12 protein-coding genes and 2 tRNA genes (1 of these 14 cut by a window edge) are annotated in these 11,304 nt (G+C 55.4%); 8 read left to right on the top strand and 6 right to left on the bottom strand.

Annotated elements, in window-relative coordinates:
• Nucleotides 1–633: the 5' portion of a tyrosine--tRNA ligase gene (gene tyrS / locus DW349_RS01780; protein WP_108127360.1), read on the bottom strand. The gene continues 561 nt to the left of window position 1, outside the view; only the first 633 of its 1,194 coding nucleotides appear in the window; it begins with the start codon at nt 631–633; its stop codon lies off the left edge, out of view.
• A 208-nt stretch (nt 634–841) separates the two neighbouring features.
• Here tyrS and DW349_RS01775 point away from each other — a divergent pair, with 208 nt between their 5' ends.
• Nucleotides 842–2,053, top strand: a complete 1,212-nt coding sequence (locus DW349_RS01775) for a peptidoglycan DD-metalloendopeptidase family protein (protein WP_157954450.1) — start codon at nt 842–844, stop codon at nt 2,051–2,053.
• 52 nt (nt 2,054–2,105) lie between these two features.
• Here the strand turns inward: DW349_RS01775 and DW349_RS01770 are convergent, their stop codons facing one another.
• From DW349_RS01770 to DW349_RS01755, 4 genes are all read right to left on the bottom strand, one after another.
• Nucleotides 2,106–2,525: a DsrE family protein gene (locus tag DW349_RS01770; protein WP_157954451.1), complete on the bottom strand. Its 420-nt coding sequence runs from the start codon at nt 2,523–2,525 to the stop codon at nt 2,106–2,108.
• Nucleotides 2,526–2,556: 31 nt separating this feature from the next.
• Nucleotides 2,557–2,907, bottom strand: a complete 351-nt coding sequence (gene erpA, locus DW349_RS01765; RefSeq protein ID WP_108127366.1) for an iron-sulfur cluster insertion protein ErpA — start codon at nt 2,905–2,907, stop codon at nt 2,557–2,559.
• Between the two features lie 109 nt (nt 2,908–3,016).
• A complete protein-coding gene (locus DW349_RS01760; RefSeq protein ID WP_240316947.1) occupies nt 3,017–3,523 on the bottom strand; it encodes a bactofilin family protein in 507 nt (168 codons plus the stop codon).
• Nucleotides 3,524–3,530: 7 nt separating this feature from the next.
• Nucleotides 3,531–4,289: a DUF6776 family protein gene (locus tag DW349_RS01755; protein ID WP_108127370.1), complete on the bottom strand. Its 759-nt coding sequence runs from the start codon at nt 4,287–4,289 to the stop codon at nt 3,531–3,533.
• A 183-nt stretch (nt 4,290–4,472) separates the two neighbouring features.
• Between DW349_RS01755 and DW349_RS01750 the strand changes: the two genes are divergently transcribed.
• The 5 genes from DW349_RS01750 (at nt 4,473) to DW349_RS01730 (ending at nt 8,468) form a co-directional block, all read left to right on the top strand.
• Nucleotides 4,473–6,191, top strand: coding sequence for a chloride channel protein (locus tag DW349_RS01750; RefSeq protein WP_108127372.1), 1,719 nt, complete (start codon nt 4,473–4,475; stop codon nt 6,189–6,191).
• Nucleotides 6,191–6,622: a protoporphyrinogen oxidase HemJ gene (gene hemJ, locus DW349_RS01745; RefSeq protein ID WP_108127374.1), complete on the top strand. Its 432-nt coding sequence runs from the start codon at nt 6,191–6,193 to the stop codon at nt 6,620–6,622. Before DW349_RS01750 ends, hemJ begins: the two co-directional genes overlap by 1 nt.
• A 208-nt stretch (nt 6,623–6,830) precedes the next feature.
• A complete protein-coding gene (gene hemL / locus DW349_RS01740) occupies nt 6,831–8,114 on the top strand; it encodes a glutamate-1-semialdehyde 2,1-aminomutase (protein WP_108127376.1) in 1,284 nt (427 codons plus the stop codon).
• Between the two features lie 143 nt (nt 8,115–8,257).
• Nucleotides 8,258–8,344 (top strand) — tRNA-Leu (locus tag DW349_RS01735).
• Between the two features lie 37 nt (nt 8,345–8,381).
• Nucleotides 8,382–8,468 (top strand) — tRNA-Leu (locus DW349_RS01730).
• A gap of 18 nt (nt 8,469–8,486) precedes the next feature.
• Here the strand turns inward: DW349_RS01730 and smrA are convergent.
• The gene (gene smrA / locus DW349_RS01725; RefSeq protein ID WP_108127378.1) at nt 8,487–9,074 is read right to left on the bottom strand and encodes a DNA endonuclease SmrA; all 588 of its coding nucleotides are present in this window, start codon (nt 9,072–9,074) and stop codon (nt 8,487–8,489) included.
• A 127-nt stretch (nt 9,075–9,201) separates the two neighbouring features.
• Here smrA and DW349_RS01720 point away from each other — a divergent pair, with 127 nt between their 5' ends.
• Entirely contained in the window at nt 9,202–9,900 is a 699-nt protein-coding gene (locus DW349_RS01720; RefSeq protein ID WP_108127501.1) for a response regulator transcription factor, read from the top strand.
• Nucleotides 9,901–11,304, top strand: a complete 1,404-nt coding sequence (locus tag DW349_RS01715; RefSeq protein WP_108127380.1) for an ATP-binding protein — start codon at nt 9,901–9,903, stop codon at nt 11,302–11,304. It begins immediately after the preceding gene.

Raw genomic sequence — 11,304 nt, 5'->3', positions numbered from 1 at the left:
TACCACCTGCGGCGTTTGCCCTTCAGCCTTTTGCAGCTCTCGCCCAACCAACAAGTTGAACCGCTGGTCCGTGCCACCCAGCTCGACATCCGCCTCCAGCGCCACCGAGTCGTAGCCTTGAACCAGCGGGTAGAGAAACTCATGAATAGCGATAGGCTGATTAGACTTATAGCGCTTTTTAAAGTCATCCCGCTCCAGCATACGCGCCACACTGTGCTGTGCGGCAAGGCGGATCATGCCAGCAGCACCCAACTTGTGCATCCACTCTGAATTGAACCGCACCTCGGTTTTTTCCGGGTCGAGTATTTTGAATACTTGTTCTTTATAGGTTTCTGCGTTGCGCGCCACCTCTTCGGGCGTTAACGGCGGGCGGGTTGCGTTCTTGCCAGAGGGATCGCCAATCAAGCCGGTGAAATCCCCAATCAAAAAAATAACGGTATGCCCCCGCTCCTGGAACTGGCGCAACTTATTGATTAACACGGTATGGCCCAAGTGCAGATCGGGGGCCGTTGGATCGAAGCCGGCTTTAATGCGCAATGCCCGACCACTACTCAGCTTTTCAATCAATTCATCTTCGAGCAGAATCTCTTCCGTTCCGCGTCGAATTTCCGCCAGCGTCTGCTCCAGAGACATGGAATGACCTCAAAAGAATTTACATATAAACAGAAGACGCATTATATCAGTATGTGCTATCAGTTAGCACTCGACGCATCTACTGTTAAGATATTAGATTAACTTCCTGAGCCAATTACCTGTTTTCAAGATGATCAGTACGCTCCTTCACCGTGTTCAAGCTTTTCCTCGCTGGCATGCCTTGGGCGTCGGCTGCCTGACTATATTGATGTTGCTGTTAACTCTGTGGCCGGCCACCAGCGAATCCGTCATTGTCGAGATTCCTGCTCGGGTGCAGCTTCAGTCTTCGCCTCAATCTGGCGATTCCTTTGATTCGTTAAGTCTGGTGGCTGCGGAAGTACGTGCGGGGGATACCCTGTCGACGCTCTTCGAGCGAGCGGGCGCCGGCGTTTCTGTTTTGTACCGTATGCTGGCCAATGAAGAGATCAACCATGCGTTAGGCCGCATCTACCCTGGTCAATCATTCAATTTCGGGTTCAACAGCGCCGAAGAATTGAAAGAAGTCACCTTCAGCGAATCACAAATGATTCAGCACCGCATTACGCTGGTCGACGACGGCTTTCAGATCGAGCAAATTGTTCGCGAACCGGAAATCCACACACGATTCACCCAGGGCACCATTGAAACGTCACTCTATTTGGCAGGCAAAGACGCCGGCTTGAGTGACAACATGATTATGGAGCTGGCCACCCTCTTTGGTTGGGACATCGATTTTGTCCTGGATATTCGGGTCGGTGACTCGTTTTCACTGATCTACGAAGAACACTTTCTGGACGGCAAAAAACTGAGCGATGGGCCTATTCTGGCCGCGCGCTTTACCAACCAGGGCCGGGACGTCACGGCTATCCGCTACAGCGATGCTGGTGGCCGAACCGACTATTATTCACCCAACGGTGACAGCATCCGCAAAGCATTCTTACGAACACCGCTGGATGTCTTCCGCATCTCGTCGGGTTTCAACATGAATCGCCGTCATCCGGTTCTCAATACCATTCGCGCACATCGAGGCACCGATTACGCAGCGCCAACTGGCACACCCATCAAGGTGACGGGCGACGGCAAAGTGATATCAGTACGACGCAGCAGCAGCTACGGCAATGTGGTGGTGGTTCAGCACGGCGGCGGAATGCGTACCCTGTATGCGCACATGAGTCAGTTTTCACGCTATGCTCGGGTTGGCAATCGCGTCAACCAGGGCCAGATCATTGGCTATGTAGGCTCTACCGGTCTGGCAACCGGACCGCACTTGCACTACGAGTTTTTGGTTAATGGTGTGCACCGCAACCCACAAACCGTCCCATTGCCGACAGCCCAGCCTTTGGCAGCGGAATATCTGCCGGCCTTCCAAGATTTCGCCTCTAACATGATGGGGCAGCTTGACGTCTTTAACGGAAATTACGCCCAGATCAACAACGACTGACACCAGTCGTTTTCACCTCGGAGTGAGCTAGGAATTTGGTACTTCTTTTTATTTAGAAGTGATCATAACCCTGCGCCTCCAACTCCCGCTCGACATCCGGTCCATAGGGCACAGTAGACACAAAGGGCGGGAGCTGATCGGCGGACACATCGTTATCGCGCATCCAGGTTTCACAAACCTGAACATCGATAACGTTATAGGCTTCCAGTCGTGCAGCCTGATCCACCAACGCGCGGTTTGTTGAATAATTGGATTTGAGAAACGCCCATGTTTCATCGCCGTGTAAAATCAGCGCTATGGGTGTCTGGCTGGGGTAGCCATCCGCCGAATCCAGCAAAGACTCAGCTCGTCCCAGAATGGCAGAAACCTCTTCGGCGGTGTGCGCTTGCAGGTATGCCATCCAGTGCTCATCACCCACTTCAAGACTAGGCGATTCAGCCTGAACCCAGCTTAATGGCAACAGCAGCGCCATAGACGCCAGGCGTCGAGTGATAAACCTGGAATTAAACGGAAAAGGAAGATCCACAGCCACAGGTCGTCTCCGCAGCCGGATTATCGATGGTGAAGCGGCTGCCATCCAAACCTTCGGCATAGTTCACCGTCGAACCCTGAAGGTATTGCACACTCAGGGAATCGACCAAAAACCGAACGCCTTCGCGTTCGATGACCGTATCGTCGTCGGCCAGTTCGTCATCGAAGGTAAAGCCGTACTGAAAGCCCGCGCAGCCACCGCCCGTCACAAAGACACGCAACATCAGTTGTTCGTTGCCTTCTTCTTCAATCAGTTGACGGACTTTATTGGTCGCCTGGTCGGTTACCAACAAAGCATCGTTTTGAATCGCGGCTTCGGTCATCTGAATCACTCAATTGGTCAGCATTTGCGAGTCTGCGCAGGCTTAGCACAGACCCGCCACTGCGCGACCATATCAGGTCTTCCGGGCCTTTTTTCAATGGCCTGGCGGGTTACTTCAGTGTGGAGCTGCCCGTTGGTGCAGTTTTCGGCTTATCGCTGGTGTGCATGCCAGACGGGTTAGCCGAGGAAGCAGAACCCAAAGACGAACCACTGGTTGCAGAAGTAGCACCGGATTCAGCCTGGCTGTTTTCCGACGTCACAGGCTTCGCTTTCTTGCTCTTGTCTGTTGCGACATGCAGCAGCTTGCCGTTGACCTTGGCGCCCATCACCATCTCCATCATGACGTAATGAACGTCTCCGGTAACGACGGCTTTCTTGGCCAGTTCGATGTGTTCGGAAGAGTATACGTCGCCTTTTACTTCGCCATTGATGACGATATTCGGAGCGCGAATTTCACCTTCCACCAAGCCTTTGTCGCTGATGCGCACAGCAGCACCACTGTCCGGATCGGCAAGAATGTTGCCCTTAATCCGTCCATCGACATGAAGACCGCCCGAAACACGGATGTCACCGTTAATTTCGGCTTTTACTGAGATAAGAGTTACGTCGTTAGCCACTGTTTTGCTACTGCCCCACATTGTTTCCGTTCTCCAAATCCGACCAGTTATAAGCGCGTTCTACCCGAGCGGAGCGGTTACCCACTGCCTGCGCCACGACTTGAATCTGGTCGGGAATGAACCCTTCTGGCAACACCAGGTCGCCTGCGATTTCCTGAAAGTAGCGGTACCGAAAGCGGATATCCACTTCGTCCACATCATCCGATACATCGGCGAGCGTCATCGCCACCCGCTCGCCGTTTCGACTACCTACCAGGTTAACTCCAACAAAACCCTGCAAGTACTGGTTGTTGTTGCCAACCTGGGTCAGCATCAAATTGTAGCGATAACGATTTGGTGAACTGGTGGGTTCCAATCGAACCTCCTGCACACGCAAACCTTCAGCATTCATTGATGGCGCCATAATGCCCTGATACAGCGTCACTTCTTCTTCCAACCGGGCAATACGGTCGCTTAATTCTCGGTTTACTTGTCGCACTTCTTCTGTGGCTTGACGGTCCACATCCGAGCCGCGCTCCAAAGTAGCAACACGCAAACGCAATTCTTCACTGCGCTGGACCGATTGCCGCAGCGCCGTTTGCAAGCGATTGCGCTCAGCAACCAAATCCGTTTGGGCGTCGAATCCAGCTTGACGACCATACAGGTAAGCGCAATACACGACCAGGATCAGGATCACAGATCCGATCACCGTCACAACCCGTTGCCGCCAGGGCTGATAGGGCACGACCGACATACGATCAAAACGTGACAGTTGTTGTTTCGCCATTAGGACTCCGAGGCCAATGAAGACGTCTAGCGCGCTTGAAGCGTAGTGTATCTATTCAATATAGATATCGCTCAAGGCACCACTGCACCGACCGGCTAAACCGGTGACCCTGCGGGCCGTGGCATTCAATGCGTAAGCCCCCTATGATAAGGGCCGATCGAAGCCAGTGACAAGCCGCCTTCCATGCCGAATCTTCGTTTTACCTTGTTCCGGACCTGGCTGGCCAAACCCGAAAGTTTATTGATTCTGGTGTTGCTTGGCATGGTGACCGGAGTCGCCACTGGCCTGGTGATGACCGGGTTTTTGCTGCTGCTCAACGGCCTGTTGGCCTTACTCAATGGTGACTCGCTGGAAGACTTTGAGTCGCTGTCACACCCACTGCGCTTTGCGCTTCCTTTACTGGGCAGCCTGGCCCTGATCGGCCTCTACCGCTGGACGCCTGCTCGAACGCATAACGTTGGCATTGCCCACGTCATAGACCGATTGCAACGCGGCCGTGGTCGGCTTGCCGCTGGCAATATTTTCTTTCAATTGATTGCCGCGCTTATAGCGCTGGGCAGCGGTCACTCAGTCGGTAAGGAAGGGCCTGCGGTTCATATTGGCGCTGGCATTGCCAATCAACTCGGCCAACGCACCCATCGAGTGCCCAGCCAACTGCGCCTGCTCATCGGCTGCGGTACCGCTGCTGCCATTTCTGCCGCCTTCGATACACCGCTGGCTGGCGTACTGTTCGCCATGGAAGTGGTGTTGATGGAATACAGCCTGCTCGGGTTTACACCCATTATCGCCGCAGCCGTGACAGCGTCAGCGACCAGCCGCTGGCTGATCGGCGAACACCCCAGCTTTATCGCCATAGAACTGCATTCTGCCCAATTTTCGGACTGGCCTTTGTTGATTGTGACCGGACTGGTCATCGGTCTGATTGCCGTCGCTTTTCATCATTTGGTGCGAGCAGCTCAACGCTATTGCCCAAGCCCGAGACCCATTCGCTTATTACTGGCGGGGTTGATGACCGGCACGCTCGCCTTAGCCGTTCCGGAAATCCTGGGTTCGGGTTTCGACACGGTTAACCAAACACTGACCGCCCCTCAAACCTGGCAGGTCTTAGCGCTGATACTGGTCGCCAAGCTGATTGCCACCGCCTGCGCCGTTGGGTTGGGTATTCCGGCTGGCGTAATCGGTCCCATTATGGTGATTGGCGCCTGCGGCGGAGCATTAATGGCGTCCGTTTTGCCCGGTGCTTCCAGCGTCGCGCTGTACGCATTATTAGGTATGGCAGGCATGATGAGTGCGGTGTTGCATGCACCGCTGGCCGCTTTGGCCGCGGTACTGGAATTATCGCTCAGTGCACAGGCGATGTTTCCAGCGATGATTGTGGTGCTGTCCGCCAATCTGGTTTGCCAACACGGGTTTCGATTGCCATCGCTGTTTCGCGGCATTCTTGAATCACAAGGGTTGTCCATTCAAACCCACCCGGTCCGCACCGCCTTAGCGCAGCGGTATCTTTCTGAACTCGGCACCCGTCAATTTGACAGCTGCGATCCGACAACTGAAAGCGATCGCATCGCGGCTTTAGCCAAAAGCCCTTACCGCTGGGTAGTGTTGCAAATCGACAGCAAGGCTTACCTGATTGCCAAAGACAAACTGGCGGAATGCCATCAGGATTGGGTTCAATTGGACGCCAACGTTCGCCCGCCTTTTGTCGAAGCCGTGCAATCGTTGATCGGGCCTTACAGTCGCCTGCATCCGCTGGCCGACGACATCACGCTGCTCGAAGCCGTCAAATCACTGCAACACGAAGACACCGCTGGGTTCCTGCTGCCGCTGGACGACGGCAAACCCGGTTTGGTAACCCGAGCCCAATTGGTCTCGGTTCTGACCTCAGAGGGAGACATCCAATAATGCTGTATCTGTGGCTGAAAGCCTTTCACATCATGACCGTCATCACCTGGTTCGCCGGCATCTTCTATTTGCCCAGGCTATTCGTTTACCACGCCATGGCCGACGATGCCGCGAGCAAGGAACGCTTCAAAATAATGGAGCGGAAGCTGTATCGCGGCATCATGACACCCTCTATGGTGCTGGCGCTGACGTTCGGTATCGCCATGCTGTTCACTGCCAGTGGGCGGGTTTGGCTGAGCATGGGCTGGCTGCATGTGAAACTGGCTTTGGTATTAGCGCTGATCGGCTATCACCACGCCTGTGGTCGCCTGGTGCGCACCTTCGCTGCAGACGCAAACCGACACTCGGATCGCTGGTTTCGCTGGTTCAATGAACTGCCGGTCATCGCCCTGGTTGGTATCGTTCTGCTGGTGGTACTGAAACCGTTCTGAGCGCGGACCATCGCCCATAAAAAAGGCCAACGACCCGCAGGTCGTTGGCCAATGACTACCTATCAACTAGACAATCCCCAGATACGAAATCGAGAGATCAGCGCGAGTCTAGACCTTTACTGATAACGACTCCAGACCCCAAGTTTGCCACTGCAGAACCGAAGCAGGACAATGGCGCCCATCTTTGAACCGACAGGCCCGACAGACCATGAGCGATTCCTTTTCCGAGCTTTTCGAGCGTGCCCAAAAAGTTATTCCCGGTGGCGTCAACTCGCCCGTGAGAGCCTTCAAAGGCGTCGGCGGCACACCCGTCTTTTTCAAACGCGCCGAGGGCTCCCGTCTTTATGACACCCACGATAAAGCCTATATCGACTACGTTCTGTCCTGGGGTCCACAGATTCTCGGCCATGGCGACCCGGAAGTGCGCAACGCCATTCATCACCAGGTCGATCAAGCGCTGACATTTGGCGCGCCCAGCGAACTGGAAACGTTGATGGCGGAAAAAGTCTGCAGCCTGGTGCCCTCCATCGAAAAGGTTCGCATGGTCAATTCCGGCACCGAAGCCACCATGTCGGCCATTCGATTGGCGCGCGGTTTTACCGGTCGCGACTTGCTGGTGAAATTTGAAGGCAACTACCACGGTCATTCCGACAGCCTGCTGGTCAAAGCCGGATCCGGACTGTTGACCACCGGCGTGCCGACCTCGCCGGGCGTACCTGCCAGCGTCGCCGAACATACCCTGACGCTGGAATACAACAACGCCGATGCAGTACGCGATTGTTTCCGCGAACTGGGCGATCGCATCGCGGCCGTCATCGTCGAACCCGTCGCGGGCAACATGAACTGCGTTCCACCGGAAACGGGTTTCCTGGAAACACTGCGCGAAGTCTGCACACAGAGCGGTGCCGTTCTGATTTTTGACGAAGTGATGAGTGGCTTCCGCGTGGCACTCGGTGGCGCCCAGGAACACTTCAACATCAAACCCGATCTGACCACGCTGGGAAAAGTCATCGGCGGCGGCATGCCGGTCGGCGCTTTTGGTGGTCGCGCCGACATCATGGATCACCTGTCGCCGACTGGCCCGGTCTATCAAGCAGGCACTCTGGCCGGCAACCCCGTTGCCATGGCCGCTGGCCTGGCAGTACTGAATCAAATCGATCAAGCCGGCGTTTATGCCCAGCTGAATGAGCGGACCCAAGCGCTGACGTTGGGCCTGCGCGCGCAAGCAGAAACCGCTGGCATTCCGTTCACCACCAACGCCGCCGGCAGCATGTTCGGTCTCTTTTTCACCGAAGAAGCTGCGATCAGCCACTTTAGCCAGGTCATGGCGTGCGACAGCAATCGCTTTAACCGTTTCTTTCACGCCATGTTGGAACAGGGCATTTACCTCGCGCCGTCGAGTTTTGAAGCGGGCTTTATGTCATTGGCGCACAGCGAAGAAGACATCGACCGTACGTTGCAGGCAGCCGCTGTCGCTTTTAGTCAGTTGTAATTGTCGGACATCGAGCTCAGGGATGAGCTCAAACCCTTGTTTTGGCAGTGTTTTTTCGGCGCAAACCGGGAAGACTGTTGACAGCAGCAGGGCCGCTCACTAAGATGCGCGCCTGCTTACCGACGGTGAGTGCATCCGGAATTGCCTGGGTGGTGAAATTGGTAGACACGCTAGCTTCAGGTGCTAGTGGGGGCAACCCCGTGGAGGTTCAAATCCTCTCCCAGGCACCATTTCACCCGGATGACTTTCTCTGACCGCGACCGCTCTGCCTGGGTGGTGAAATTGGTAGACACGCTAGCTTCAGGTGCTAGTGGGGGCAACCCCGTGGAGGTTCAAATCCTCTCCCAGGCACCATTTGATCCCCGTCTTCGTTTATTCCACCCGACCTTTCATAAAACGCTCGCGATTCTCACTTTTCTTGCGCTCACTCTTGCGCAACAGCACGTACAACGCACCCACACCGCCATGATGATTTTGCGCCGAGTGGAACGCCAACACGGCCGGAATCTGCTTCAGCCAGGTGTTCACGCAGCTTTTTAAAAATGCCTGTGGCTCGCTGCGCTCACCTTTGCCATGCAAAATCATCGCTGAGCGAACATCGTATTTCAGGCAATCCTCAATAAAACCAAACACCTCGGCGCGCGCCTGCTGCATCGATTTGCGATGCAGATCCAGGCGGGCATCAATTGGATACTCGCCACGCTTGAGTTTGCGAAACACTCCGTGAGACACACCGTCTGTGCGGTACTCCAACACATCCAGCGGATGCACCAGATCAATGATTTCTTCGCTCAGATGATTGCTGTCTGTCTCGGCTTTGGTCACAGCCATTTGACGTCGGTGGATCAGGCTCGGCTGCGGCGTCGAGTCTTTCGACAGATCCACTTTGGGTTTGATTTTTAGCCGCTGAACGCCTTTCATTTCCTGCCGAAAAAGGTCCAGTTCATCGTCGTCACTCATTGGGACACCTAATGCTTTTGCCGCTATTCTAACAGCTAGCGCAAGGGCCGCCTAAGCCGCCAGAAGCGGTGTAAATGAGCGGTAAAAGGAATCGCGAGGCACAACCGGCTGGGACAAACTTATGGCCATGAACGAAGCACATATCCTCCTCATAGACGATGACCGCGACCTGGCTGAACTGCTCGGCGAATATCTCGACGCCGAAGGTTTTCGACTCAGCGCCGCACACAGTGGCGAAGACGGCATCCAAGAACTGGCCCGTGGCAATTACGATTTAGTCCTGCTGGACGTCATGATGCCGGGCATCGACGGTTTCGAAACCCTCAAACAAATTCGCAACACCTCGGTTGTACCGGTGCTGATGCTGACCGCCAAAGGCGAAGAAACCGATCGTGTTCTCGGTCTGGAACTGGGCGCTGATGACTACTTGGCCAAGCCCTACAGCCACCGTGAACTCTTAGCTCGGATCAAAGCCTTATTGCGTCGCATCGAACTGGACCGCGCGCAGAAAGAAAGCGATACCGGCACGTTGGAATGCAACGGCGTAACGCTGAACTTCGACACCTACGAAGTCGAATGCGAAGGCCAGACCCTGCCGATGACCACCAGCGAATTCAAAGTATTGCGCGTTTTGATGACTCGCGCCGGCAAAGCTGTACCGAAGGAAGACCTCTATCGCGAAGTGCTGGGCCGCGAAATCATGGCTTACGACCGCTCGATCGACATGCACGTCTCCAACGTCCGGCGCAAAATCCAGACCGTGACGGAAGACCCCAAAATTCAGACCATTCGTGGCATCGGCTACCTGTTCGTCGAAGCCAGCTAAATGGGTTTGCCTGTCCCTTCGGTGACCTGGTCCAAGCTGAACCCGCTCGGTTCGGTCTTCGGCAAGATCTGGATCAGCTTCTGGGTCACCCTGTTATTGATCGTGCTTGCAGTGGCGTTCGTGTCGCTGCAAGTGGCGCAGGTCTATCAAATCGGCGCACCCAACGCCAGCCACATCCGCCTGCTCAACCGCGTCAAACTCCCCAACATCGACCGCCTGGCCAGTCAGCGCCAGGAAATCATTGATGAGTTGGAGCGCTTCAACAGCCAATCCAACTACCAATGGTATCTGGTCGACGACACCTACCATCTGCTCGGCACCCCACGCCCACCGCGACGCATCCTGGTCATGCTGTCGGAAATGATGGAAATGGAAGGCGTCAAAGTCGGCCAATGGCGGCAGGAAACCTGGATGGGTCCGATCACCATGTCGGTGAACGGCGAAGTCTATCGAATGTTTATCCGTGGCGTGCCGCCGTTACCACCGCCCAATTTACCGCTCTGGCTCGACAGCCAATGGCTGCGCATCATCTTTGGCCTGGTCGTATCTGGCCTGATGAGCATGTTGCTCGCCTGGTCGTTTACCCGACCGTTGGAGCGATTACGGCGGGTTTCGCGCCAGCTGGCCAGCGGCAGTCTCGACGCCCGCGTCGGCGATTCAGTTACCCATCGTGCCGATGAGTTGGGCGAGTTGGGCCGCGATTTCGACGACATGGCCGAGCGCTTACAGCAATTAGTATCGGCACAGCAGCGCCTGCTCAGTAACGTCAGTCACGAATTGCGGTCGCCGCTGACTCGTCTGCAAGTGGCACTCGGCATCGTTCGGCAAAAAGCCCCGACCGAACTGGAAAGCGCGCTGAATCGCATCGAACGCGAAAGTGATCGTCTGGAAAGTCTGATCGCCCAAGTGCTCAAGCTGTCGCGCTTTGAAAACGACATGCAGCAGCTCGACCCCAGCGAACTGCAACTGGACGACTTGCTGCATCAAGTCGCCGAAGACGCACGTTTTGAATCGCGCCAACGCCAGGTCAACATCATCGAAGACATCGATAAACCGATGACCTTTTTTGGCGACGGCCAACTGCTGCACAGCGCCATCGACAACGTGGTGCGCAACGCCCTGCGTTTTTCACCCGACGGCAGCGAACTGCGCATCTCGCTCACCAGCGACAAGCATCAAGCGATCATTGAAGTCGCCGACCAAGGCCCCGGCGCGCCCGACGACAAACTCGAGCAATTATTCGATCCGTTCTATCGACTCGACCAAAGCAACCCCGGTGCCGGCCTGGGTCTGAACATCGCCCGCCACGCCATTCAGGCGCATAAAGGCGATATTCGCGCGTTCAACCGAATTGAAGGCGGCCTCTGCGTGCGCATCGTACTGCCAAGGTCGCGCCAACGTTGA

Origin of the sequence: Saccharospirillum mangrovi, assembly GCF_003367315.1 — a bacterium.
Classification (GTDB): Bacteria; Pseudomonadota; Gammaproteobacteria; order Pseudomonadales; family Natronospirillaceae; genus Saccharospirillum; species Saccharospirillum mangrovi.
The sequence above is the reverse complement of the archived record's forward strand: the minus strand, read 5'-3'. Positions and strand labels throughout refer to the sequence as shown.

Coding starts and splice junctions, on each gene's coding strand:
- DW349_RS01715 (WP_108127380.1), top strand. CDS start 9,901: ATGGGTTTGCCTGTCCCTTCGGTGACCTGGTCCAAGCTGAACCCGCTC.
- DW349_RS01750 (WP_108127372.1), top strand. CDS start 4,473: ATGCCGAATCTTCGTTTTACCTTGTTCCGGACCTGGCTGGCCAAACCC.
- smrA (WP_108127378.1), bottom strand. CDS start 9,074: ATGAGTGACGACGATGAACTGGACCTTTTTCGGCAGGAAATGAAAGGC.
- DW349_RS01770 (WP_157954451.1), bottom strand. CDS start 2,525: ATGGCGCTGCTGTTGCCATTAAGCTGGGTTCAGGCTGAATCGCCTAGT.
- hemL (WP_108127376.1), top strand. CDS start 6,831: ATGAGCGATTCCTTTTCCGAGCTTTTCGAGCGTGCCCAAAAAGTTATT.
- DW349_RS01775 (WP_157954450.1), top strand. CDS start 842: ATGTTGCTGTTAACTCTGTGGCCGGCCACCAGCGAATCCGTCATTGTC.
- DW349_RS01755 (WP_108127370.1), bottom strand. CDS start 4,289: ATGGCGAAACAACAACTGTCACGTTTTGATCGTATGTCGGTCGTGCCC.
- hemJ (WP_108127374.1), top strand. CDS start 6,191: ATGCTGTATCTGTGGCTGAAAGCCTTTCACATCATGACCGTCATCACC.
- DW349_RS01720 (WP_108127501.1), top strand. CDS start 9,202: ATGAACGAAGCACATATCCTCCTCATAGACGATGACCGCGACCTGGCT.
- erpA (WP_108127366.1), bottom strand. CDS start 2,907: ATGACCGAAGCCGCGATTCAAAACGATGCTTTGTTGGTAACCGACCAG.